Here is a 22,505-nt window from a genome sequence, read left to right on the forward strand (position 1 = left end):
TCTCTGCCATCTCGGCCTCTCCCTGCTGCGCAGTTCGTCCTGCCAGCCCGTCTGCTTCTGACGGCCCCATCGATTGCCTTCTCTGGATTGCTGCGGCGAGTATCCTGCCCGCTGCAATGCCCGGCTTCTCGATCCACCGGTACGCCAGATCGGCGGTCACAATGATGAGGGGGATGCTGACGATCGTCAGAACGAGCATGTTCGATGGCACAGACAACCGAAAGAGCACCCACGCGACGCCCGARATGACCGGATAGTGACAAAGGTAAATTGAATATGATCGTTGTCCAAAATATAGCGCAGCCGGACTCTTGAGAGTAACCGCATAGAGTTCATCCAACGCTGTCTTGTGGTGAACTGCTGTGTTGGAGAGGCCAAARAACACGACCRTCCAAACCAAAACGGGACGCAATGGCTCAAACGGCAACAACACGATGGCCAGCGCGGTAGCGAATAACAGTCCTTGCGGATTGCAGAGCTTCTCCGAATAGATCAGGCGACTTAGGATGCCGATTGCAAAATAGGAAGCCGCAAGGGGCAAGGCACCRGGCTGGACGGTTGAGAGGCCAAATTTTCGKACCGCCACTTCTGAAGCCGCAACAGCAATCGCCATCGGAATAACCCATTGCCGCTTGTCACGCAGCACGAATAGGATCAATGGCGCGACCAGATAAAATTGCCATTCAAGCGATATGCTCCAAGCCGGCATGTTGAAGGCGTATTCGGAATAGCTAAGGATGTTATTTGAAATGGCGCCATGCATCATGAAAAGATGAGAGAATASATGCATCGGCARATGAGCTCGATCGCTCGATGCGACCTCGTTCACTACTCTTGCGAACTCTGGATCGCCAAAACCCGGCGCGCTGAGGGCCGACGCAAGCAACTCACTTGTGAAGAAACCGAAAAAGCATGTCACCGCAAACAGTGGAAAAATTCGAGCAAACCTTCGAATAATATAGGGGACATAGCCCTCCTGCTTCTCCAGAATGACATGGGTTATGACAAACCCACTTATGATAATGAAGACCAGCACGGACGGAAGACCGACGGCTCGAAGAAGCGAGCTCACGCCATTGGCGTTGAACGCCGAGATGTAGGCGAGGTGAGAAAACACGACCGACCAGGCAAGGATGCCTCGAAGTCCTTCTATAGCCACAAACATTTTGGGCCGAACGGTCAAAGGTAACCCCCGAAGGAAAGATCGATATTATTGGCTTTTGATTGTCATATCAATAACATAAGCCGGATTTTGACTCGAAACAATCTTCCTTTCTTTCGCGAGACGTTCCTGGCTGAGACGAGAAAGTAGGCGTAACCTAGGCAGCACTGCTGCGCGACCATCAACGTCACCGCTACAAACGAGTGGCAAACGAACAGAGCGAGAATTGGTTCCCTATGGAATCGATCAGTTGGTGCGGGAGTTACGAACGCCGGGGTTCACGGGCCTCCAGCCCTTGCTCGATGTCCGAAATCGAACACCTCTCGGAATCCTCTCTGCCTTGTCGTCGTCGCATCTGCGGGCTCAGCCAGCGACCGACCGTCGGCTAAACCTCCGTCTCCATCTCGGCCGCCAGATTCTCGTCCCGATGCCCGACACCCATCCTGGCCGGGAAGACGTTGCGAGAACCGAAATCGGCAATGCGCCAGTCGCTCATACGAGAAGGCCGTGGCGCACGTCCCGAAGCTTCCGCTCGTCGCTGGTCGCGTCGAAGCTTGGTTGCCGCATCCGGCCGGCGAGATATCCTCCCGCAATGCATGACGAAACCGTCACCCACAGTGCCCAAAGGGAAAATTGTCTCCGACGCCGTCAACCTAAACTGCCCAGTTCGAACTTCCGGCGCTCCGGAAACGGGCATAGGTGCCCACGGCCATCAGACAGGCGATAACCAGGCAGATTCCTTCGGCAAGCTTGCAGTTCCGTGGCCGGAGTGCCGAGGCGACAGCTTCCGCGGTGGCAGCAAAGCAGGAGGGTTCAATCAGTGGCGCGCGGGAAAACTGCGCCAGGTTGGTTTGCAACCGCCCTTCGAGCGTCCGCGCTTCAATTGCAAGCGCTAGCGGGATTCGTTGGGGGGGCTGGCTACGATGTGGCTAAAAAAGTTTTTAGCCAGTGGCTCCGGTCAAAGCCTAAGTGCTTGATTTTTATGGTCGGAGCGAGAGGATTCGAACCTCCGACCCCTTGTCCCCCAGACAAGTGCGCTAACCGGGCTGCGCTACGCTCCGACGGCTCGGCTTATAGTGGCCGGCCGCGGCAGATGCAATGCGCTTCGCAGCAATCTTGCACGCATTGGAAGAATGGCCATTCCCGGGCGGCACCCAGCCTTGTTTCGCAGTGCAAAAATCTGGACGGCCTCCCCCATATGGGGGGTGCCGATCGAGCCCCCTGCTGCAATCATCATTGCGCGGCGCGGGAATGAACATCCATGAAACGCAGGCATCAAATGTCGCTGATCGTGCGGCGTGCCCAGATTCGCCGCGCGGCCGCCAGCAGGAAGGACGCATCCCGGCTTCAGGAGGCCGAGCGCCCGAAGCTCCGTCTGGTTTTCTCCAACGACAACATCCAGCATCTCAAGGCTACGTGCGGAGGCGAGGGATCGTCGCGCTCCCGCGAATAGGCGGCCCGATTCTCTTGCCGGCGAAGCGGCCGTTCAGCAATCAGTCATCCGCTGCCGCCTCTGATGCGACCGTCGGCGACGCCTTGTCGCCGCGCGAAAGTGAATGCAGGCGAGGTCGTGTTGAGGCTGGACTGGTTCCATTGCGAGGATTGCGGCTCGCCGGGGGTGTCGATTCCCCAGGCTCTCACCGATGCCAGCATCGTTTCATGCGCCAATTGCGGCTACAGGATAGGCACCTGGGCAGAGTATCGCCGTCATGTCGATCTGGCTCTGCGGGCGGAGCAGGCGCGCAAGACGAGCCGCGTCATCGTGGCGGATCCGATCGGATGCGGCGCAGCCGGGGTTTGAGCTGTCGCCCTCGCAGCTTGGGTCCATGCCGGCGCCCGCAGGACTATCGACGCTATCGCTGATTGCGGCCGGATTCGTACCGCGCGGCGGCTTCTGCCGGTGAGGCCGGCTTCGGCAAGGCCGCGAGCCCCCAGACGAGGCCGATCATCAGATAGAGATGCCGCCAATGGTCGGTGTCGATCTGAAGGCCCTGCAGGATCGTCACGAACAAGACCGGCCACAGCACGATCGCATGCTGCTGCCACGGCCGGCGCTGAAACACGAGGCGCCAGCCGACATAGCAGGTCGCGGCCATCAGCCCGAGCCACGCCACGCCGCCCAGCCAACCATAGGAAGCGAAGGCGTTGATGTAGACGTTGTGGGGATCTTCCGTGAAATGCCAGCGGAAGCGCAGGGGACCGAACCCGTTCGGTGCTTCGAGCAGAAGTGAGATCGAGCGAAACTGGTTGCCGAAGCGCCCGGTCACGCCCTGATCGTAGCTCTGGTCGAGACTCGCACGGGTTTCGAAGACGCTGCGGATGTTCTCGAAGGAGAGCGCGACGGCAAGTGCGGCTGCCGCGGCCATGAAGGCGACAAGCGTCAGCAGCGCGATGCGGCTGCGCTGCGTGCCATTGGGGGCGGTCAGGAATGCGAGCCCGATCATCAGCAGCGCGGAAGCGACCAGATTGCCCCAGGCTCCGCGGGAGAAAGTCAGAAACAGCGCGAACAACGGTACGCTGATCAAGGTGAGCCCGCGGAGGAGGCCGGACCGGCCGGTCAGGATCCGGTGCAGGACATAGAGGATCGGCAGGACGAGGTAGGGGCCCAGCACATTCGCATCCTTGAAGGTGCCGGACGCGCGTCCATAGAGCGTGAAGAGGCTGCCCAGGCCGGCGACGTCGAAATAGCCCAGCACGCCCGCGATGCCCGCATACCAGGCAGCGAAGAGGTAGCCCTTCCACAGGGTCTCCAGCCGGCTCGTCGCATCCTCGGCCATGATTGCCGCAAAGAAGATGCCGGTGATCATCAGATAGACGGAGACGGCGGTGAAGCGGACCGAATCGATCTCGTCCATCCATGGAATGAGCGAGAAGATGCCACCGATGTTGTAGAGGAGCAGCAGCACGGCCAGCGGCAGCAGCTTCTGCGAGAAGCGGATGCCGGCGAGGGCGAAGACGAAGAGCGTCAGCAGGAAGACGAGTTCGTAGGGCGAGGGCTCGACCAGCGCGAAGCCGCTGGAGGCGCCGAGGAGCCAGAGCGTCCCGCGCTGGATCGCCGCATATGAGATCGCGAGCCGGGGGCCCGGCGCCTCATGCGACGGGTGCTCGGCGAAGGTGCTCAATACGCGTTCTCGTTCTTGGTCAGCAGCGAGAACGGAGTCTTGAACAAGATGTAGAGGTCGAGCAGCACAGACCAGTTCTCGATGTAGTAGAGATCGTGCTCGACGCGCCGCTGGATCTTCTCGTCGGTATCCGTCTCGCCGCGCCAGCCATTGATCTGGGCCCAGCCGGTGATGCCGGGCTTCACCTTGTGCCGCGCGAAATAGCCGTCGACGACCTGCTCATAGGCGCGATTGGCGGTCGAGGCGTGGATGGCATGCGGGCGCGGCCCGACCAGGGACAGGTTGCCCTTGAGGACGACATTCAGCAGCTGTGGCAGCTCGTCGATCGAGGTCTTTCGGATGAAGCGGCCGACGCGGGTCACGCGCGGATCGCCTCGCGTCACCTGCTTGGCCGCCGCATAGTCGCTTTTGTCATGGTAGAGCGAGCGGAACTTGAAGACCTCGACCATCTCGTTGTTGAAGCCGTAGCGCTTCTGGCGGAAGAAAACCGGTCCCTTGGAATCGAGCTTGATGGCGATGGCTGTCGCCAGCATCACCGGTGAAAGCGCGATCAGCGCCAGCACGCCGACGACCTTGTCGAATATCCATTTGACGACGATGTCCCAGTCGGCGATCGGCCGGTCGAAGACATCCAGCACAGGCACGGTGCCGAAATAGGAGTAGGAGCGCGGCCGCAGCCTCAGCTTGGAGAGATGCGCCGACAGACGGATGTCGATCGGCAGCACCCAAAGCTTGCGCAGCATGGTCAGCAGCCGCGCCTCCGCCGAGATCGGCAGGGTGAAGATCACCAGATCGAGCTTGGTGCGGCGCGCGAACTCGACGAGGTCGTCGATCGTGCCGAGCTTGGGGTAGCCGGCGACAAGATCGGGTGAGCGTTCGTCGTTGCGGTCGTCGAAGACGCCGCAGATGCGCAGGCCCGTATCCTTCTGGCTTTCGAGGGCCCGGATCAGCGCCTCGCCCGCCTCGCCGCCGCCGACGATCGCGGTGCGCCGTTCCAGCCGGCCGTTGCGGGTCAGGTGGCGCACGCCGAGCATGACGACGATCCGGCCACTCAACAAGGCGGCGGCGCCGGCGAAGTAGAAGCCGACCAACCAGCCGCGCGAGACCTGATCGCTGATCTTGAGGATGAAGAAGACCGCCATTGTGACGAGGAAGAGCATCGTCCAGCCGGTGAGAAGACGCACGGCGCTGGCGATCAGGTTGCGCAGCGCACCGATCGGGTAGAGCTGCAACGCCTGGAAGGTGCCGAGAGCTGAAACGGCGAGTGCCGGGATGGCGATTTGATAGGGGAGGGCATATTCGTGCCTGCCCGCCACGTAGAGCCAGTAGATCAGGGCGCCTGTTGCGATCACGGCGAACGCGTCGACCAGCCGGGCGACACCTTCGATCATGACGGGTGATAATGTCGGCTTGACCGGGATGGCGGCGATGCGCTCGGCGAGGGGGTGAAAGCGCCGCGTCTGGCCCGCTTCCGCCCCGCCGAACATCGTCGGCGTTGCCGAGGCGGCCGCGTCCGCCTTCATCATATCGCGGACATCGAAAGTCCCCATAGCGTCCAATCCTCAAGCCGGATCGCAGCGCCGGGCGCGGCGGTCCCGGTCGCGGTCTATCCGAAATTGCTCACGGAACGCTTAACCCGGCCGCTTCTTCTTTCGCAGGATCGGAAAGGGATCGGGCGAGACGGAGGCGTCCCTGACCTCAAAATGCCCCGTGCGACGGGGCCTGAAAAAGCATAATGCGAAAACCCGATTTTGTCGTGGCGGGCCAATGGCTTGCTCGGGGGTAAAGCTACGTAAAAATCAGCCGGATTCTCGTAAGTCGTTGTTATTGCAAGTTATCGAGAGTTGACAATCGCGATTGGCGCCGGCATATTCCTCTGCGATGAGTGTCTGAGAAGCATATATCGCCCGCTTGGGGCATGGCGTCGGGAGCGTTATTTTTCTCCTTGCGCCGATTGTCGAGGTCAAGCCTCCGCAATCGCTTCTTTTCGGAACTGTCGATTTAAAACTCTAACGATTGCTTGGCTGTCCCTGCGTCGCATCTGCGATGTTCAGCGCCGGCTTCGCCCGTGTGCAAAATGTCTTTTCACTGGTTGGTTCTGCTCGCGGCCATTGCCGTCGAGATCGTCGCGACGGCCGCGCTGAAGTCGGCCGTCTCCGCACCCTGGCTCATCGGCGCCCTGCCGCTGGTCCTGATCGGCTTTTCTTTCATCCTGCTCAGCATTGCGCTGCGCGTCATCCCGATGGCGGTGGCTTACGCCGTCTGGGAGGGGGTGGGCATCGTCGGCATCGCCGTCATCGGCCATCTCCTCTTCGGGGAGCATCTCACGGCCGGCCGCGCCCTCGGCCTTGCTTCGATCCTGGGCGGCATCCTGCTCATCGAGAACGGCGTCGGCCATGGCCGCAAGCAGGATGAGCCGGTCGCTGAGGGGAGGCTTGTGTGAATGTCTCGTTCATTCAGGCCGCCCCCTTCCTCTGGCTGCTGCTGGCGGTCACTTTCGAGATCGCCGGCACCTATCTGCTGAAGCTGTCGGACGGCATGAGCCATCGCGTGGCCGGCGCCGGGGGCATCGTCTTCGTCATGGGGGCTTTCGCTGCCCTGGCTCAGGCGATCAAGGGCATGGATCTGGCTGTCGCCTATGCCGTCTGGGGCGGCGCTGGTCTGGTGATCACGGCGGTCGTCGGTGCGCTGGTCTTCGGTCAGCGCATCCGGCCCGTTGGCTGGCTCGGCATTGTGCTGGTCGTTGCCGGCGTCGCCGCGCTGAAGCTGGTCTGACGCCGCCTCAGGCCATGCCGCGCGCGACCATAGCATCGGACCGAAAAGTGGAATCCACTTTTCGAAAAAATCCGATTCGATAACAAATAGATAGATCGCTGTTACCGCGTCCGATAGGACGCGCGGCGATCTATGGCGTCGCGATAGGCGGCGATGACGCCGTCGACCATGTTATGGATGCAGAAGTTCTGGCGGACATGTGCGGCCAGATCGACCGCCTGGGCCAGCCGCTCCGATTCCGGTGTTTCGAGCATCGTACGAATCGCACCGGCGAGGATCTGCGGATCGTCGGTCTTGATCAGCCGGTTGCGGTGCCGCTCTCCATAGATTTCAGCGATCCCGCCGACATCTGTCGAGATCAGCGGCTGCGCCGCGGCCGCCGCCTCGAGGATGACGTAGGGGAGGGACTCGGCGCGTGACGGGATCACCATCACATGCGCTTGCGCCAGCGCCTTGCGAATGGGGCCCGGAGGTTCGAACACGCATTGATCGGCGATGCCGCGCTGATGCGTCATCTGCCGCAGTTCGGCCTCGTCCGGCCCCGAGCCGACGATCAGGAGGCGCGGCTTCAGCCCGTCGCGCTGACGCAGCAGCTGCAGTGCGTCGATCAGCGTGTCGACGCCTTTCGCCGAGCGCAGTTCGCCGAGATACAGCAGATCGAATTGGGCCTGCGCATGATCGATCGGCTCGAATTCGGCATCCGAGACCCCGTTCAGGACAACGCGATGGCCGGTCCGCGGCGCATGCCCGATATGCGCTTCGAAACGCCCGGCGATGAAGCGGCTTTCGAACAGGAACATGTCCGTTGCGCCCTCGAGCAGGCGTTCGACCGCCATATAGACCCCGTGCTCGCGGCTGCCGGGGTTATAATTGAAGCTGCCGCCATGCGGCGTATAGGCGGTGACATAGCGTCGTCCGGGCGAGAGAAGCGCCGGGAACCGGCCGTAGACGCCGCCTTTCGAGCCATGGCAGTGCACGATGTCGGGGGCCAATCTGCGCCGCACTGCGACGGCTGAGAGCTGCGCCTTGGCGTCGGTCATGCTCGGATAGCGAGACATCGGCACGCGCGTCACGCCAAGTGCCAACTGGCCTGACAGCTCCCGGAAGACTTCGTCGGCTCTCGGGCCGCCGGTGTTCGAGTCGCAGAAGATGCCGACGGCGTGCCCACGCTCCACCTGACCGCGGGCCACGTCGAGGACGTGCCGGAACAGTCCGCCGAGGGGCGCGCGGAAGACATGCAGAATTCGTAAGGGGCGCGTGCCGGCAGCGTCCGTCATGGCAGGAATCCGCTGTGCTTCAGAACCAGCGTTCCTTGATGACGATCGTATCTCCGGGCTGGACGGGGTACGTGATCGGCACGGTCGCGGTGACAGTCTGGCCGTCGATCTGCCGGGTGACTTCTGCCGAGGAGCGCTGTCCGCGCGGGGTGAAGCCGCCAGCGATCGCAACTGCGGTCTGCACGGTCATGCCGTTGACGAAGGGGAACTGGCCCGAGGTGGTGACTTCGCCCAGCACGAAGAAGGGGCGATAGGTGTCGACCTCGACCGAGACCTTGGGCTCGCGCAGATAGCCGCCACGCAGCTTGGCTTCGATCGCCTGTGCGAGCTGCTGGGTGGTGCGGCCCTGCGCTTCGACGGTGTTGATCAGCGGCATGGAAATCCGGCCCGAACCGTCGACCGCATAGATGTTCGACAGATTATCCTGCCCGAAGACGATAATGCGCAGCCTGTCCCCGCTGGCGAGCCTGTAGGGGCCCGCCGGCTCGGCAAGTGTATAGTCCGACGCCACATATTGGGGCGCGCATGCGCCCGCCAGCATGGCGGCGGCCAAAGCGAGAGAGGCGAGGCGTCGACTCATCACAAGGCTATCCGTGCAGAATACGCCCGAGCTTTAGGCGCCATATGGTTAAAAAAGGCTTCCCGGCCGCCTGCGTTAAGCGGCGGAAGGCCGTCTTAACCGGGCAATAACCTTACTGAGGCTTCAATGACGGCCGCGTCCCTGTCCGGGAGGCGTGAGTATTGCGTTCAGAGGTGTGTCATGACCGCTCAGGCAGGGATTGAAGCGCGCAGCGTCGGCGATGGCCGGGGCGACATGCTCGACCTCTCCGCGTTGTGGGCCGCGATCAAGCGGCGCAAGCTCTGGATCATCGGGCCGACGGTTGCGGCGCTCGGCCTGTCGTTCCTTGCGGTCAACGTCGTGACGCCGCGCTATACGGGCGAGGCGCGGCTGCTGCTGGAAAGCCGCGGCACGTTCTACGCATTGCCGGGCCAGTCGCTGCCGGACACCTCCGGTCAGTTCGATGCCGAGGCGGTGCAGAGCCAGGTCCAGGTCATCATGTCGCGCGATCTGGCGCGCGAGGCGATCAAGCGCATCGGTCTCGTCGGGAACCCCGAGTTCGATTCCGGCGTCGGCGCGCTGAGCAGCGTGCGCAAGCTGGCGGTCATGATCGGGTTGGGGGGGCACCCCGCCGATCGCTCGCCGGAGGATCGCGTCCTCGAAAAGTATTTTGACCGGTTGCTGGTCTTCCCTGTCGGCCGTTCACGCATCGTGTCGATCGAGTTCACCTCGGTGGATCCGGCTCTGGCTGCGAAAGCGGCGAACACCATCGCCGAGACCTATCTTGAGTTCCAGGAGGCGGCGAAGCAGGAGAATGCCCGCAGCGCCTCGAACTGGCTTTCGACCACGATCGAGCCGCTGCGCAAGCGCGTCGCCGAGGCCGAGGCGAAAGTCGAGGATTTCCGTTCCAAAAACGGCCTTCTGGTCGGCTCCAACAACACGACCATCACCTCGCAGCAGCTCACCGATCTTTCGAGCCAGCTTTCGGCCGCCCGCAGCCAGCAGACCGAGGCGCAGGCCAAGGCCGGCCTGATCCGCGATGCGATCAAGCAGGGGCGGACCTTCGAGATCCCCGATGTCGCGAACAATGACCTCGTCCGCCGCCTGATCGAGCAGCGGGTCAATCTGCGCGCGCAGATCGCGGCGGAATCGCGCAGTCTCCTGCCCGAGCACCCACGGATCAAGGAGCTCAACGCCCAGCTTCTCGACCTCGAAGGGCAGCTGCGCGCCGCAGCCGAGCGGACCGTGCGGACCCTGGAGAACGAAGCCAAGATCGCGGGCCAGCGCGTCGAGAGTTTCCAGGCGGCGCTCGACGGACAGAAGAAGAATGTGTCGTCCGCCAATGACAGCGAGGTGCAGCTGCGGGCACTGGAGCGCGAGGCGCGCACCCTGCGCGATCAGCTCGAGCAATATATGCAGCGCTATCGCGAGGCGGTGGCGCGGGACACGCTGAATGCCACGCCGGCGGATGCCCGCATCATCTCGCGCGCCGTCGAGCCGACCGAGCCGTCCTTCCCGAAGAAGGTTCCCGTCATATTGGTTGCCACGCTCGCGACCTTCCTGGTCGCGCTGGCGACGATCGTCACGCGTGAGTTGCTCGACGGCCAGGGCCGGCCGCTGCCGGACTCTCCGCGCCGGCCGCGCTGGGTCGCAGCCGGCACGAACGAGGACGAGGCGGAGCAGGCAAGGCCTGCGCCGCAAGAGCCTCGGCACGAGCGGGTCGCCGGCTTGCTGACCCATGCCGGGCGCCTGGGTCAGCTGCGGCTCGACCTCGACCGGCCGGAGCGGGTGCTCGCGGAGATCGCCGAGCGGACGCAGGAGGCGCCGCGCGGCATGGCCCCGATGATGCTCGTGCTCGATGGCGGCGGAGAGGGGGCTGCCAACGCGCGTGACCTTGCCAAGCTGCTGGCGCAGCGCTGCCGCTGCATTCTTATCGACCTGGCGGCAGATGATGAGCACGACGAGCCCGGCTTCTCCGAGCTCCTTGCAGGCGAGGCGCTGTTCTCCGACATCATCATGCGCGCGCCGGGCTCACGCCTGCACAGCATCGGGCCCGGCCGTGCCGGCCGTGCCGCCGTGCTGGCGGCGCCCGATCTCGTCGACGTAGCACTCGATGCGCTCTGCGAAACCTATGACTGGGTGCTGGTCGCCGCGGCTTCCAGCGACGATGGCGCCATGCTGAGCCCCGTCGCCCGCCGCGCCCAGGGCGGGCTGGTGATGAGCGGCCAGTTCGGCAATGGCCACGCCCTCGAAGCGGCCTATCGCCTGAGCGAGCTCACCGAGGCGCCGGTCACGCTTGTCCTCGATGCCGAAGGCGGCGTTCCCGCGGTCTCGTCGCCGCGCACCGAGGTGTCGGCCGGGGCATGATCGCCTCGGCGGAGCTTATTCCTCGTCGCGCTTCTTGCCGTGCAGCCAGCCCGATGCTCGCTGCGCCAGCCTGAGCGCTAAGGGAGAGGCCTTGATCCGCCGCTTGAGCTCCCGCTTCGCCCGGGCCGTCGCGGCGAAGAGCCGGCCCTTCAAGGTGAGCGGCAGAAAGGTGTCGACCAGATCGTCATGGTCGTCGCAGAAGGTGGTCTTGTAGCGTGCTTCGCCCACGCCGAGATCGAAGACGGCCGACCCATCATTGCATTTCTGCCGGATCAGCTCGGCCAGCAGCAATTCTCCCGGGCTGGTCCGGATGGTTTCGCTGTCCATGTCGAACGAGGTCGCCATCCCCGAGAACCGCTCGCCTTGCGCGGCGCCGACATAGGTGGCGACGCTTTTCCCCGCCAGATCGAGCGAGTAGAGCTCGATCCTCGGCGCCGCCTCATCCGTGCCGACTGCCGCGCGCGACAGGAATGCGCGCACTGCCGGCTCGGCAAACGGATCTCGCACACCCATCGCGCGGAAGCGCGCCGCCTTCTGTTCTAGGAACGCCAACAGGACGCGCTCGATCTCGTCGGGCGTTCCCGCGCGGATCATCGTCGAAGGGCCGAAATCCCTGAAGCGGCTGTGCTTGTTCTTGAGCTTCTTGCGCGCATGGCTGCTCATTGAGCGCTTCAGCGTGGCATCGCCGTCGCCAGCGATCAGCGCGAGCTTGTAGGCCCGGCTCGGGCTCGGGCCGGCGGCGAGAAGGGCAGGCGGATTGGCCTGGCCTTGCCATCGCGCCGGCTGATTGACGAAGACGAGCGCGTCCAGACCGCCGATCGCCGCGCCGATCTCGGCGAGCATCTGCTGCGCAAGCGCTGCATCGAGCCTGGCGGCGAAGGCAGGAGCATAGAGACCCATATGGTAGTTCGCATGCTTGCCGCCGATGAACTCGGCGAAGCGGATGCCGTTGCGACGGGTGATGACCAGCGGCAGCAGCGCGCAGAGCGCTCCCTGCGCGTCGCGAAGCAACGCGTAGCGGAATGTCATTAGCTCGGCGGCGCCCACCGTCTCGACGAAAGGGCGGACCCAGCCATAGGCCTGATAGGGCGTGACCAGCGCCTGCGCCTCGAATTCAAGCCAGGCCCCCTCGAGCGAACGGATGTCGCTCTCCACGGAGATCGATGCCCAGGGCCGCATCTCTGCATGGCTGGCAGCGGCATCGGTTCGCGGGTGCGATGTTTCGGCGGCGATGGCAGGCATGGCTTCTCGGCCCCTCGGCGGATTGAGGCGTATCCTCCTTAACCCGTCATTGTGAACGGATCGGTCATGATCCTCCGGCCCGGCAGCGCCATTGTGCAACAGCGTTAGCGGGTGGTTGCACGGAATGGCGATGAACGGACGTCACAAGGCCATCGCGGCCGCATTCAAGCTGATGGCGGCGACGGGCGCGGATCGCTGGGGCCGCAGCTTTGCGCAAGGCGCAGGGATGATCCTGACCTTGCACCATGTCCGTCCGCGGCTGGCGCGTGGCTTCGCGCCCAACGCGTTGCTGGAGATCACGCCCGAGTTTCTCGACGAGGCTCTCAGCCTCATCCGGGCCGAGGGCTACGACATCGTTTCGCTCGACGAGGCCGTCCTGCGCCTGCAGCAGCCGAAGCGCGGCCGTTTCTTCGTCGCGCTGACCTTCGACGACGGCTATCGCGACAATGTCGATCACGCGTGGCCGGTGCTGGCGAAGCATGGCGCGCCGTGGACGCTCTTCGTTACGCCGGGCTTTGCCGATCGCACGGCGCGGCTCTGGTGGCTGGAGTTGGAAGAGGCGATCCGTATCTTGCCGCGGCTCGACATCGCCTTGCCTGAAGGCCCCTGCACGGCCCGCACCGAGACCGACGCCGAGAAGAATCGTGCTTTCGACAGGCTCTATTGGCGTCTGCGCAAAGGGCCGGAGACGATTCTCCTGTCGGCGATTTCCCAGCTTGCCGCGCAGGCCGGCATCGATGCCACGGCTCTGGTCGAGCGCGAATGCCTGCCATGGGAGACGCTACGGTCGCTCTCCGGCGCGCCGGGCATCACCATCGGCGCCCACACCCTGACGCATCCGATGCTAGCCAAACATGATGCCGAGGCCGCGCGCCGCGAGATCGCCGAGAGCAAGGCGCGGCTGGAGGCGGAACTGGCAATGCCGATCCGCCATTTCGCCTATCCTGTCGGTGATCCCGGCTCGGCTGGGCCGCGCGAATTCGCGCTGGCGCGGGAGGCGGGCTTCGAAAGCGCTGTCACGACGCGGCCGGGGCATCTTTTTGCCGAGCACGCCGCCCATCTCCATGCCCTGCCGCGCGTCTCGCTCAACGGCCTCCACCAGAACGAGGCTGCGCTGCGGGCGCTGTTGTCAGGGCTGCCGTTCTGGCTGCGGAACCGGGGACGCAGCCTTGATATCGCCTGACGAGGCTCAGGCCTCGTCCTTGCGCTCCATCCATTTGATCAGTGGCAGAAGCGGCAGCACCCAGGCGAGGCCGAGCGCGACATAGGCGATCGTCTGGACGAGCTTCGGCGCCTCGGTGATCCGGCCCTGCGCCAGCGCCATCGCAACCAGCGCGTAGACGCAGACGAAGACGAGGATCAGCACCGTTCCGAGCAGCTTGCGGTTGCGTTGTCTCATCGGGTTCTCCGCCGCTCGCTCGGGCCTTGCATCGCTCCTGCGGCATTGCAGGCGTTGTCGCGCTGTCGCGACGGGTCTATGTCACCGCAATCAGCGCTTGTGAAGCGCCAGCCAGCATCTGCGACCGAAAGCCCGCCCGTGACCCTCGCCCTCGACCAGACCCGCGCCGACGCCAAGGCCGCTCATGCCGGCATCCGCCGCTGGCTCTGGGCGGTGGCGGGCCTCGTCTTCCTGATGGTCGTCGTCGGCGGCGCGACACGGCTGACGGGCTCGGGCCTCTCCATCACCGAATGGAAGCCGATCACAGGTGCGCTGCCGCCACTCTCGGCCGGGGCCTGGACCGAGGAGTTCGCCAAGTATCAGGCGAGCCCGCAGTACCAGATCCTCAACAACGGCATGAGCCTTGGCGAATTCCAGTTCATCTACTGGTGGGAATGGGGCCATCGCCAGCTCGGCCGCTTGATCGGGCTGATCTATCTCGCCGGTTTCCTCGTCGTGGCGCTGCGCCGCCTGCTGCCGGCGCGGCAGATCGCGACGCTGTTCGGCATGGGGCTGTTGCTCGGCCTGCAGGGCGCGATCGGCTGGATCATGGTCGCGTCCGGCCTCCAGCCCGGCATGGTCGCGGTCGCTCCGGTGAAGCTGACGCTGCATCTCACCTTCGCCGGCTTGTTCTTTGCTTCGGTCGTGGCCTTCGCGACGACGCTGACGCCGCTGCGGCGGGTCGAACCGGCGCGGGGCAGGGCGACCGCCTGGCTGCTCCTGCTGTTGCTCTTCGTGCAGGTTGCGCTCGGCGGCCTCGTCGCCGGCTCCAAGGCGGGCTTCACCTTCAACACCTGGCCGCTGATGGACGGCACGCTCGTCCCGCCCGGCTCGCTGCTCTTCGCCCAGACGCCGTTCTGGGAGAACTTCGTCGACAATGTTGCGCTCGTGCAGTTCGACCACCGCATCGGCGCCTACGTTCTTTTTGCCGTCGCGCTCTGGAACGTCCTGCGGCTGCGCCGCGCCGCGCCGGGATCGGGCAGCGCCAAGCGCGCGACCGCCATCGCCGGGCTCGTGCTGGCCCAATCGGCGCTCGGCATCGTTACGTTGCTGCTGGTCGTACCGCTTTGGGCCGGGCTCGCCCATCAGGCGCTCGGCTTCGCCGTTCTGGCGATGGGCGTGGTGCACCTCACGCGCACTGAGCAGGCGGCGCGCTGCTGAGATTTTCGCCGACCGTCGCATAAACAGAAAGGCGCCGTCGCCGGCGCCTTTTTGGTCTGCAGGTCTCGGGAGGTGCGTGGCTCCGCTCCAAGACGCGGAAGCTCAGGCCAGCGCCTGATCCAGATCGTCGATCAGATCGGCGACATCCTCGAGCCCGATCGAGAGCCGGACCACCTCCGGGCCCGCGCCGGAGGCCGTCTTCTGTGCATCGCTGAGCTGTCGGTGCGTGGTCGAGGCCGGGTGGATCACCAGCGAGCGCGTGTCGCCGATATTGGCGAGATGCGAGAACAGCTTCAGATCCGAGACCAGCTTGACGCCGGCATCGTAGCCACCCTTCAGACCGATGGTCATGACCGCGCCGCCGCCCTTGGGCGAATAGCGCTGGGCGAGTTCGTAATACTTGTTCCCCGGCAGGCTGGCATAGCTGACCCAATCGACGGCGGGATGGGTCGACAGATGCTTGGCGACCGTCAGCGCGTTCTCGCAATGGCGCTGCATGCGCAGCGGCAGCGTCTCGATGCCGGTCAGGATCATGAAGGCGTTGAAGGGCGAGAGTGCCGGACCCATGTCGCGCAGCCCGAGCACGCGGGTGGCGATGGCAAAGGCGAAATTGCCGAAGGTTTCGCCGAGCACCATGCCGTTATATTCCGGCCGCGGCTTGGACAGCATCGGATAGCGCTCGTCGCCGACCCAGTTGAACGAGCCGCCATCGACGATCACGCCGCCGACCGAATTGCCGTGGCCGCCCAGGAATTTCGTGGCGGAGTGCACGACGATGTCGGCACCGTGCTCGAAGGGGCGGATCAGATAGGGGCTCGCCATCGTGTTGTCGACGATCAGCGGGATGTTGTGCTTCTTGGCGATGGCCGCGATGCCGGCGATATCGACCACGACGCCGCCGGGATTGGCGATCGACTCGATGAAGATCGCTTTGGTCTTGGGCGTGATGGCGGCGGCAAAGCTCTCGAGATCGTCGGAGTCGGCCCAGATCACGCTCCAGCCGAAGTTCTTGTAGGAGTGGTTGAACTGGTTGATCGAGCCGCCATAGAGCTTCTTGGCCGCGACGAACTCGTCACCGGGCTGCATCAGTGCGTGGAAGCACAGGAATTCGGCGGCGTGGCCTGAGGCGACCGCAAGAGCAGCCGTGCCGCCTTCAAGCGCCGCGACACGCTCTTCGAGCACGGCATTGGTCGGGTTGCCGATGCGCGAATAGATATTGCCGAAGGCCTGCAGCCCGAACAGCGAGGCTGCGTGGTCGACGTCGTCGAAGACGAAGGAGGTCGTCTGGTAGATCGGCGTGGCGCGTGCGCCTGTCGCCGCATCGGGAGCCGCCCCGGCATGGATGGCGAGTGTGCTGAAACCCGGTGCGCGATCGGACATGGCGTTCTCCCTGGCACTTCTGACGAAACCGTTCGTTCGATTTAACGAACGCGGTCGGCAGCGTCAATTCAGGGGCGGGGCGCCAGTTCCGGCCCGATATGCTCCGGCCGCAAGCCCATGCCGACGAGCCGCGCCGGGATGCGGCGCAGCAGCGGGAACCATCGGAGGAGCTTGAGCGGGAAGGGCGGCTGCACCGGCCCGCTGCCGGCAAGGATCGGGGTGATCAAGCGATTCTGGATCGCGACCTGCAAGGCTTGCGTCGCCTTTGTCGGAAAGGCCCGGCGTTCCTGCACGGCGGCGAGATCGCTGTCGGCGACGCGCTTCTCGCGCAATGGCGCGGCAAGCCGGTTGGCGGCCGCGACCGCGTCCTGGATCGCCAGGTTCACGCCGACGCCGCCGATCGGCGACATCGCATGCGCGGCATCGCCGATGCAGAGCAGCCCCGGCTGCCACCATTGCGCCAGTCGGTCGACCGCGACCGAAAGCAGCTTGAGATCGTCCCAGCTCGCGATCTCGCCGGTACGGTCGGCCAGGATCGGCAGCAATTCGGCGAGGTTCGCCCTGAAGGCGTCGAGCCCGGCAGCCCGGAGCTTCTCCAGCGCCCCTTTCGGGATGACATAGGCGCATTGCCAGTAGTCGCCGCGGTTCAGCATCACGGCGAAGCGTCCACGCGCAACCTGCCCGAAGGTCTGCGCCGCATCGCTCGCGCGCCGGGACAGGCGGAACCAGAGCACATCCATCGGCGCGCCGATCTCGTGGACCGAGAAGCCGCCGGCCTGCCGCAGATCCGAATGGCGGCCATCCGCCGCAACGACGAGATCGGCGGTGATCGTCGTCTCGCCATCCTGCGTCTGCGCGGTGATGCCGGTGACGCGCCCGCCCTCGCGGATCAGCCCCGTCGCCTTGGCCCGCATCAGCAGATGGAAGTGCGGCAGCTCGCGCCCGCGATCGGCCAGGAAATCGAGGAAGTCCCATTGCGGCATGAAGGCGATATAGGGCGCCGCGACCGGCAGATGGCTGAAATCCGCGATCGGCACGTCCTGATCGCCGAAGCGGGCGACGATGCTGCGCTCCTCGGTATGCGGCAGCTTGAGGAAGTCGTCGAGCAGGCCGAGCTCCTGCATCAGCTGCATCGTCGAGGGATGGATGGTGTCGCCCCGAAAATCCCGCAGGAAGTCGGCGTGCTTTTCGAGCACCGTCACATCGACGCCGGCCCGCGCCAGCAGGAAGCCCAGCATCATCCCCGCCGGGCCGCCGCCGGCGATGCAGCAGGTCGTCGCAAGCTCGCGCATTGTCCTGCCTCTCCCTTGCGCGTCATTCTCGGGCTTGACCCGAGAATCTCGTGACCAGCTCTCTGGTCTCCGAGATGGTCGGGTCAAGCCCGAGAATGACGCGGATTTATGTCCCCGGCCGGTTGATCGTCAGCTTCTGGAAGCCCTTGCCTGCGAGCGCAGGCTTCCTGGCGGAGAGGATGCGCGAATTGATGCCCTGCCAGCCGATCTCGCCCGACAGCCGAGCATACTCGATCTTCGGGCAGCGGTTCATGATGACTGTGACGCCCTTCGCCTCGGCGCGGGCCGCGGCCTCGTCGTTGCGCACCGAGAGCTGCATCCAGATCACCTTGGGCAGGGGATCGAGCGCCAATGCCTCGTCGGTGATCGGCCCAGCTGCCTGAGAGTTGCGAAAGATCTCGACCATGTCGATCGGGCCGGGAACCTCCTTGAGCGAGGCGTAGACCGTCCTGCCCAGGATGGTCTGCCCGGCGAGGCCGGGATTGACAGGAACGACGTCGTAACCGCGGTCGAGCAGGTATTTCGTCACGATCCAGCTAGGGCGCGCCTCATTCGCGGAGGCACCGACAAGCGCGATCCGCTTCGTTTCGCGCAGAATGCGACGGATCGCGGTGTCATCGTAGGATTCGTGGCTCAATTGCGGGCACTCGCAGAAAAGTGAAGGGTACCGGAACGCTCCAACGGCATATCAACGTACGCTCAACATAGGCCCGCCATGCTTTGGTGCTTTGCTGGCGCGTCGGGGATGGCCCCCGACTTGTCAGTAGAAACGGAGGGCCTGCCATGTGCGACTATAGCCTGCACAATGTGATGTCCACTCCAGCCAAGGTCGGCGACGAACTGGTTTCGACCCGCTTTCCGCAAGCGAGCACCCGCGGCTTTTGCGCTGTCGGCCGGCCGGACGTGGCCGTCTGCGTGATGCCCGGCACGGAGCTGGCCTTCGCGGCCGATATCGAGTGTGATCGTGGCATGGGGCTGCTGCCGAACCGGAGATATCGCGCCCGGGTCGCACGGTTCCGCCAGGTCGACCTCGACAAGCCCTATGTCCATCACGACGCACTCGAGCTGCCGGATGGACGCCTGGTCATGGTGACGAGCCTGGTGGAGGGTCAGTGCGCCACGGTCCTGCAATTGCCGGCCGAGCCGGCGCGCGAGGGCGAGGCCGCCACGCCTGCGCCGGTCGTGGAACACCACTATCGGGAAATCGTCTGAATGCGCTGCAGATAAGCCCGGCAGTCGATGCGCCGGGCCTGCTATGATTCCCAGATCGGCGCGCGCTTTTCCATGAACGCGCCGATCCCTTCCTCGGCGTCGCGCGCGAGCATGTTCTCGACCATGACCGCCGTAGCGTGGTCGTATGCGGCCTTCAGCCCCATCTCGCGCTGCTCGTAGAAGGCGCGCTTGCCGATCTTGACCGTTGCCGGTGATTTCGAGGTGATGATGCCGGCGAGCCGCTGCGCCTCCGCCAATGCGTCGCCGGCCGGCACGACGCAGTTGACGAGCCCCATCCGGGCTGCCTCCGTTGCCGGCACCATCTCGCCGAGCAGCAGCATCTCCAGCGCATGCTTGGCCGAGAGATTGCGCGAGAGCGCGACCATCGGCGTCGAGCAGAACAGGCCGATATGGACGCCCGGCGTGCAGAAACGGGCGTCGCTGCCGGCGACAGCAAGGTCGCAGCTCGCTACGAGCTGGCAACCGGCGGCAGTCGCCGTGCCCTCGACGGCCGCGATCACCGGCTGGGGCAGGGCGGTGATCTGCTGCATCACGCCTGAGCAGCGCCCGAGGATATCCGTGAAATAGGCCCGCCCACAATCTGCATCGGCGCGATGGGCGGTCATTTCCTTCAGATCATGCCCGGCGCTGAAGACGGGGCCGGCGGCGGCGAGGATGACGACGCGCACCGAGCGGTCGGCGGCGATCGCGGTGAAGGCCTCGCTCAGCGCGGTCAGCATTGCTTCGCTCAGAGGATTGCGAGCCTGCGGGCGGTTCAGCGTCAGCGTCGCGATACCCTCGGCATCCCGCCGCAGGAGGATGGCGGTGGCCGGTTGGTGATGCGCGTTCATGACGATCCTTCCCGGCGCCGCCTGCGCTGCCCTATTTGCGCGAGCCGCCTTCGCGTTTAGGCCTATTGTCGGGGGCAGCCGGCCATGCTGCAAGGGGAGAACTTCCGCCTTAGCCTTCGGTTTTTCGCATGACGATCCGCATGAGCGCCGCCGAGATCGAGAGCTATCTCGACGAGGTCTTTCCGCAGCTCCACCATGGCGGCCGCACCTACTTCATCGAGGAGGTCGGCCCGATGACGGCCCGGATGCGCTGCGACTACCATGAGAAGCATCTGCGCCCGGGCGGGACCATTTCGGGGCCGACGATGATGGCGCTGGCCGATCTCGCGCTCTACGCGGCGATCCTCGCCCAGATCGGCCCGGTCGGTCTCGCGGTGACGACGAGCCTCAACTTCAATTTCCTGCGCAAGCCCGGGCAGGCAGCCCTGATCGGGGAGGCGAAGCTGCTCAAGCTCGGCAAGCGGCTCGCCGTCGGCGAGGTCTGCCTCTATTCGCAGGGCGAGACCGAGATGGTCTGCCACGCGACGGGGACCTATTCGATCCCCGCACGCTGATCCCCGGTCCTGCGTGGAAGAATGATGCGGTATCAGGATACCTTTATTCTCATCGCTATGAGAAAATTGCGTTTTTCGGAAACCTGCACTTTAGAAGCGGCTTGACAGCCGGCTCCACGCCTCCTATTGCCAGCCCACACCGCCGCCGGACCTCCGGCGGCTTGTCCTTTTCTTACGCAACCGAAGGGTGCCCGCGATGAAGACCGTCTCGCTCAAGCCCGCCGATGTCGAAAAGAAGTGGGTTGTGATCGACGCCTCCGGGCTCGTCGTCGGCCGTCTCGCCTCCGTGGTGGCGATGCGTCTGCGCGGCAAGCACAAGGCCGCCTACACCCCCCATGTCGACTGCGGCGATAACGTCATCGTCATCAATGCCGAGAAGGTCTCCCTGACCGGCCGCAAGCGTGACCAGAAGGTGTACTACCACCACACTGGCTTCCCGGGCGGCATCAAGGAGCGTTCGGCCAAGTTCATCCTGGAAGGCCGCTTCCCCGAGCGCGTCGTCGAGAAGGCCATCGAGCGCATGCTGCCGCGCGGCCCGCTCTTCCGCCAGATCCTCGGCAATCTGCGCGTCTACAAGGGCGCGGAGCATCCGCACGCTGCCCAGTCGCCGGAGGCGCTCGACGTCGCCGCGCTCAACAGCAAGAACAAGAGGGTCTGACCGTGGCCGAGGTTCTTCAGTCTCTCTCCCAGCTTGGCGATGCAGCCAAGCCCGCTCAGCCGGAAGCTCCGGTCCACGTCAAGAAGGTCGATGCCCAGGGCCGCGCCTATGCCACCGGCAAGCGCAAGAATGCCATCGCCCGCGTCTGGATCAAGCCCGGCTCCGGCAAGGTCACGGTCAACGGCCGCGATCAGGAGATCTATTTCGCCCGTCCGGTGCTGCGTCTCGTCCTGAAGCAGCCCCTGCAGCATGTCGATCGCCTGACCCAGTACGACGTCATCGTCTCGGTCAAGGGCGGCGGTCTCTCCGGCCAGGCCGGCGCTGTCCGCCACGGCATCTCCAAGGCCCTGACCTTCTATGAGCCGGAGCTTCGCGGCCCGCTCAAGAAGGAAGGCTTCCTGACCCGCGACTCGCGTGTCGTCGAGCGTAAGAAGTTCGGTAAGGCCAAGGCCCGCCGCAGCTTCCAGTTCTCGAAGCGCTGATCGTTTCTGGAATTACCGTTATGCGGAAGGGCGGCTCGCAAGAGCCGCCCTTTTCGTATTGGCTGCAGTTTCGCGCCAGATCAGCCGGAGTCCGCCGTGAGCCGTCCCGTCCTCCTCGTCACCGGCGGCAGCCGCGGGATCGGCGCGGCGACCTGCATCATGGCGGCCAGGCGCGGCTATGATGTTGCTGTGAACTACCAAAGCAACGGCAAGGCTGCAGCCGCGGTCGTCGAGGCCTGCGAGGCGGCCGGCGCAAAGGCTCTCGCATTGCAGGGCGACATGGCCGATGTCTCCGACATCATCCGCGTCTTCGCTGAAGCCAGGGCGGCGCTCGGTGCGCTCACCCATGTCGTCAACAATGCCGGCATCACCGGCAAGTCGAGTTCCCTGGTCGAAGCGGATGCCGCCGTGATCCGTGAGTGCATCGACGTCAATGTCACCGGTGCAATTCTGGTCGCGCGCGAGGCGGCCCGCGCGCTGATCGCCCATGAGGCGGCGCCGGGGAGGGCGATCGTCAACATCTCCTCGGTCGCGGCCGAACTCGGCTCGCCCGGCGAATATGTCTGGTATGCGGCCTCGAAGGGGGCCGTCGATTCCCTCACCCTCGGCCTCGCCAAGGAGCTGGCGCCTCATGGCATCCGCGTCAACGCGGTGGCGCCCGGCATCACCGAGACGGAGATCCACGCTCTTTCGACCGGAGAAGCCGGCCGCGTCGCACGCATCGCGCCGCTGATCCCGCTCAAGCGCGCAGCCACCGCCGAAGAGATCGCCGAGGCGGTGCTGTTCCTCCTGTCGGAGGCATCCAGCTATACGACGGGCGTGATCCTGAAAGTATCTGGCGGCCGCTGACGCCGATGCCGGGCTGCGCTGGAGCGGGGAGCCCGGCCGCTTCGGGAGCGCGCGGCGGGCGATCAGGGAGCGAGCGGGTCTGACGACCCGCTCGCGACGCTACGCAACGCTACTTTGCACGCAA

Annotated in this window: 23 protein-coding genes and 1 tRNA gene; 12 read left to right on the forward strand and 12 right to left on the reverse strand. The window is 64.7% G+C overall.

Translation table 11 applies throughout. The features are described 5' to 3' along the window. Positions 1-1,183: acyltransferase family protein (locus AB4Z16_RS10030; RefSeq protein ID WP_441511200.1), on the reverse strand; the 1,183-nt coding region annotated here is incomplete at its 3' end. 962 nt (positions 1,184-2,145) lie between these two features. Then, positions 2,146-2,223 (reverse strand) — tRNA-Pro (locus tag AB4Z16_RS10035). 218 nt (positions 2,224-2,441) lie between these two features. Between AB4Z16_RS10035 and AB4Z16_RS10040 the strand changes: the two genes are divergently transcribed. Both AB4Z16_RS10040 and AB4Z16_RS10045 read left to right on the forward strand, forming a co-directional pair. Beyond that, positions 2,442-2,615 (forward strand): hypothetical protein, encoded by a 174-nt coding sequence (locus AB4Z16_RS10040; protein ID WP_441511201.1) that lies wholly within the window; start codon positions 2,442-2,444, stop codon positions 2,613-2,615. A gap of 117 nt (positions 2,616-2,732) precedes the next feature. Next, entirely contained in the window at positions 2,733-2,963 is a 231-nt protein-coding gene (locus AB4Z16_RS10045) for a hypothetical protein (RefSeq protein ID WP_441511202.1), read from the forward strand. A 52-nt stretch (positions 2,964-3,015) separates the two neighbouring features. Here AB4Z16_RS10045 and AB4Z16_RS10050 read toward each other — a convergent pair whose 3' ends face one another. Both AB4Z16_RS10050 and AB4Z16_RS10055 read right to left on the reverse strand, forming a co-directional pair. Beyond that, positions 3,016-4,284, reverse strand: coding sequence for an O-antigen ligase family protein (locus tag AB4Z16_RS10050; RefSeq protein ID WP_441511203.1), 1,269 nt, complete (start codon positions 4,282-4,284; stop codon positions 3,016-3,018). Further along, a complete protein-coding gene (locus AB4Z16_RS10055) occupies positions 4,281-5,834 on the reverse strand; it encodes an undecaprenyl-phosphate glucose phosphotransferase (protein ID WP_441511204.1) in 1,554 nt (517 codons plus the stop codon). The genes AB4Z16_RS10050 and AB4Z16_RS10055 overlap by 4 nt, the downstream gene beginning before the upstream one ends. A 527-nt stretch (positions 5,835-6,361) precedes the next feature. Here AB4Z16_RS10055 and AB4Z16_RS10060 point away from each other — a divergent pair. Both AB4Z16_RS10060 and AB4Z16_RS10065 read left to right on the forward strand, forming a co-directional pair. Next, positions 6,362-6,727 (forward strand): DMT family transporter, encoded by a 366-nt coding sequence (locus AB4Z16_RS10060; RefSeq protein ID WP_441511205.1) that lies wholly within the window; start codon positions 6,362-6,364, stop codon positions 6,725-6,727. Next, positions 6,724-7,059, forward strand: coding sequence for an SMR family transporter (locus tag AB4Z16_RS10065; RefSeq protein WP_441511206.1), 336 nt, complete (start codon positions 6,724-6,726; stop codon positions 7,057-7,059). Before AB4Z16_RS10060 ends, AB4Z16_RS10065 begins: the two co-directional genes overlap by 4 nt. Positions 7,060-7,160: 101 nt before the next feature. Here the strand turns inward: AB4Z16_RS10065 and AB4Z16_RS10070 are convergent, their stop codons facing one another. Both AB4Z16_RS10070 and AB4Z16_RS10075 read right to left on the reverse strand, forming a co-directional pair. After that, positions 7,161-8,336 carry a glycosyltransferase gene (locus tag AB4Z16_RS10070; protein WP_441511207.1) on the reverse strand — a complete coding sequence of 392 codons (1,176 nt, stop codon included), beginning with the start codon at positions 8,334-8,336 and terminating at the stop codon, positions 7,161-7,163. 19 nt (positions 8,337-8,355) lie between these two features. Beyond that, the gene (locus AB4Z16_RS10075) at positions 8,356-8,916 is read right to left on the reverse strand and encodes a polysaccharide biosynthesis/export family protein (protein WP_441511208.1); all 561 of its coding nucleotides are present in this window, start codon (positions 8,914-8,916) and stop codon (positions 8,356-8,358) included. A 180-nt stretch (positions 8,917-9,096) separates the two neighbouring features. On the opposite strand from AB4Z16_RS10075, the gene AB4Z16_RS10080 reads away from it, so the two are divergent. Further along, a complete protein-coding gene (locus AB4Z16_RS10080) occupies positions 9,097-11,262 on the forward strand; it encodes a GumC family protein (RefSeq protein ID WP_441511209.1) in 2,166 nt (721 codons plus the stop codon). 15 nt (positions 11,263-11,277) lie between these two features. Here the strand turns inward: AB4Z16_RS10080 and AB4Z16_RS10085 are convergent, their stop codons facing one another. Beyond that, the gene (locus AB4Z16_RS10085; protein WP_441511210.1) at positions 11,278-12,504 is read right to left on the reverse strand and encodes a GNAT family N-acetyltransferase; all 1,227 of its coding nucleotides are present in this window, start codon (positions 12,502-12,504) and stop codon (positions 11,278-11,280) included. Positions 12,505-12,634: 130 nt separating this feature from the next. Here AB4Z16_RS10085 and AB4Z16_RS10090 point away from each other — a divergent pair, with 130 nt between their 5' ends. Then, a complete protein-coding gene (locus AB4Z16_RS10090) occupies positions 12,635-13,687 on the forward strand; it encodes a polysaccharide deacetylase family protein (protein WP_441511211.1) in 1,053 nt (350 codons plus the stop codon). Positions 13,688-13,693: 6 nt separating this feature from the next. Here the strand turns inward: AB4Z16_RS10090 and AB4Z16_RS10095 are convergent, their stop codons facing one another. After that, on the reverse strand, positions 13,694-13,903 hold the full coding sequence (locus tag AB4Z16_RS10095; protein WP_441511212.1) for a DUF2842 domain-containing protein: 210 nt from the start codon (positions 13,901-13,903) through the stop codon (positions 13,694-13,696). A 78-nt stretch (positions 13,904-13,981) separates the two neighbouring features. Between AB4Z16_RS10095 and AB4Z16_RS10100 the strand changes: the two genes are divergently transcribed. After that, entirely contained in the window at positions 13,982-15,103 is a 1,122-nt protein-coding gene (locus AB4Z16_RS10100) for a COX15/CtaA family protein (RefSeq protein ID WP_441511213.1), read from the forward strand. Between the two features lie 102 nt (positions 15,104-15,205). Here AB4Z16_RS10100 and AB4Z16_RS10105 read toward each other — a convergent pair whose 3' ends face one another. The 3 genes from AB4Z16_RS10105 to AB4Z16_RS10115 all read right to left on the reverse strand — a co-directional run bounded on the left by AB4Z16_RS10105 (position 15,206) and on the right by AB4Z16_RS10115 (position 18,412). Continuing rightward, positions 15,206-16,483, reverse strand: coding sequence for an O-acetylhomoserine aminocarboxypropyltransferase (locus tag AB4Z16_RS10105; RefSeq protein ID WP_441511214.1), 1,278 nt, complete (start codon positions 16,481-16,483; stop codon positions 15,206-15,208). A gap of 68 nt (positions 16,484-16,551) precedes the next feature. Beyond that, positions 16,552-17,775 (reverse strand): FAD-dependent oxidoreductase, encoded by a 1,224-nt coding sequence (locus tag AB4Z16_RS10110; RefSeq protein WP_441511215.1) that lies wholly within the window; start codon positions 17,773-17,775, stop codon positions 16,552-16,554. Positions 17,776-17,881: 106 nt separating this feature from the next. Beyond that, a complete protein-coding gene (locus AB4Z16_RS10115) occupies positions 17,882-18,412 on the reverse strand; it encodes a CoA-binding protein (protein WP_441511216.1) in 531 nt (176 codons plus the stop codon). 146 nt (positions 18,413-18,558) lie between these two features. Here AB4Z16_RS10115 and AB4Z16_RS10120 point away from each other — a divergent pair, with 146 nt between their 5' ends. Then, positions 18,559-18,987: a hypothetical protein gene (locus AB4Z16_RS10120; protein ID WP_441511217.1), complete on the forward strand. Its 429-nt coding sequence runs from the start codon at positions 18,559-18,561 to the stop codon at positions 18,985-18,987. A 41-nt stretch (positions 18,988-19,028) separates the two neighbouring features. Here AB4Z16_RS10120 and AB4Z16_RS10125 read toward each other — a convergent pair whose 3' ends face one another. Further along, on the reverse strand, positions 19,029-19,838 hold the full coding sequence (locus AB4Z16_RS10125; RefSeq protein WP_441511218.1) for an enoyl-CoA hydratase: 810 nt from the start codon (positions 19,836-19,838) through the stop codon (positions 19,029-19,031). Between the two features lie 128 nt (positions 19,839-19,966). On the opposite strand from AB4Z16_RS10125, the gene AB4Z16_RS10130 reads away from it, so the two are divergent. The 4 genes from AB4Z16_RS10130 to AB4Z16_RS10145 all read left to right on the forward strand — a co-directional run bounded on the left by AB4Z16_RS10130 (position 19,967) and on the right by AB4Z16_RS10145 (position 22,381). After that, positions 19,967-20,392: a PaaI family thioesterase gene (locus AB4Z16_RS10130; protein ID WP_441511219.1), complete on the forward strand. Its 426-nt coding sequence runs from the start codon at positions 19,967-19,969 to the stop codon at positions 20,390-20,392. A gap of 196 nt (positions 20,393-20,588) precedes the next feature. After that, a complete protein-coding gene (rplM, locus tag AB4Z16_RS10135; protein ID WP_441511220.1) occupies positions 20,589-21,050 on the forward strand; it encodes a 50S ribosomal protein L13 in 462 nt (153 codons plus the stop codon). 2 nt (positions 21,051-21,052) lie between these two features. Then, a complete protein-coding gene (gene rpsI, locus AB4Z16_RS10140; RefSeq protein ID WP_441511221.1) occupies positions 21,053-21,532 on the forward strand; it encodes a 30S ribosomal protein S9 in 480 nt (159 codons plus the stop codon). Positions 21,533-21,628: 96 nt separating this feature from the next. Beyond that, on the forward strand, positions 21,629-22,381 hold the full coding sequence (locus AB4Z16_RS10145) for an SDR family oxidoreductase (RefSeq protein WP_441511222.1): 753 nt from the start codon (positions 21,629-21,631) through the stop codon (positions 22,379-22,381). Positions 22,382-22,505 lie beyond the last annotated feature (124 nt).

Origin of the sequence: Allobosea sp. TAF32 (genome assembly GCF_052113585.1) — a bacterium.
Classification (GTDB): domain Bacteria; phylum Pseudomonadota; class Alphaproteobacteria; order Rhizobiales; family Beijerinckiaceae; genus Allobosea.

What these genes read in the sequence shown, in the direction of transcription:
- AB4Z16_RS10120 (WP_441511217.1), top strand. Translation starts at nt 18,559, where the DNA reads ATGTGCGACTATAGCCTGCACAATGTGATGTCCACTCCAGCCAAGGTC.
- AB4Z16_RS10055 (WP_441511204.1), bottom strand. Translation starts at nt 5,834, where the DNA reads ATGGGGACTTTCGATGTCCGCGATATGATGAAGGCGGACGCGGCCGCC.
- rplM (WP_441511220.1), top strand. Translation starts at nt 20,589, where the DNA reads ATGAAGACCGTCTCGCTCAAGCCCGCCGATGTCGAAAAGAAGTGGGTT.
- AB4Z16_RS10110 (WP_441511215.1), bottom strand. Translation starts at nt 17,775, where the DNA reads ATGCGCGAGCTTGCGACGACCTGCTGCATCGCCGGCGGCGGCCCGGCG.
- AB4Z16_RS10125 (WP_441511218.1), bottom strand. Translation starts at nt 19,838, where the DNA reads ATGAACGCGCATCACCAACCGGCCACCGCCATCCTCCTGCGGCGGGAT.
- AB4Z16_RS10130 (WP_441511219.1), top strand. Translation starts at nt 19,967, where the DNA reads ATGACGATCCGCATGAGCGCCGCCGAGATCGAGAGCTATCTCGACGAG.
- AB4Z16_RS10105 (WP_441511214.1), bottom strand. Translation starts at nt 16,483, where the DNA reads ATGTCCGATCGCGCACCGGGTTTCAGCACACTCGCCATCCATGCCGGG.
- AB4Z16_RS10095 (WP_441511212.1), bottom strand. Translation starts at nt 13,903, where the DNA reads ATGAGACAACGCAACCGCAAGCTGCTCGGAACGGTGCTGATCCTCGTC.
- AB4Z16_RS10060 (WP_441511205.1), top strand. Translation starts at nt 6,362, where the DNA reads ATGTCTTTTCACTGGTTGGTTCTGCTCGCGGCCATTGCCGTCGAGATC.
- AB4Z16_RS10040 (WP_441511201.1), top strand. Translation starts at nt 2,442, where the DNA reads ATGTCGCTGATCGTGCGGCGTGCCCAGATTCGCCGCGCGGCCGCCAGC.
- AB4Z16_RS10070 (WP_441511207.1), bottom strand. Translation starts at nt 8,336, where the DNA reads ATGACGGACGCTGCCGGCACGCGCCCCTTACGAATTCTGCATGTCTTC.
- AB4Z16_RS10080 (WP_441511209.1), top strand. Translation starts at nt 9,097, where the DNA reads ATGACCGCTCAGGCAGGGATTGAAGCGCGCAGCGTCGGCGATGGCCGG.
- AB4Z16_RS10090 (WP_441511211.1), top strand. Translation starts at nt 12,635, where the DNA reads ATGAACGGACGTCACAAGGCCATCGCGGCCGCATTCAAGCTGATGGCG.
- AB4Z16_RS10100 (WP_441511213.1), top strand. Translation starts at nt 13,982, where the DNA reads ATGTCACCGCAATCAGCGCTTGTGAAGCGCCAGCCAGCATCTGCGACC.
- AB4Z16_RS10075 (WP_441511208.1), bottom strand. Translation starts at nt 8,916, where the DNA reads ATGAGTCGACGCCTCGCCTCTCTCGCTTTGGCCGCCGCCATGCTGGCG.
- AB4Z16_RS10085 (WP_441511210.1), bottom strand. Translation starts at nt 12,504, where the DNA reads ATGCCTGCCATCGCCGCCGAAACATCGCACCCGCGAACCGATGCCGCT.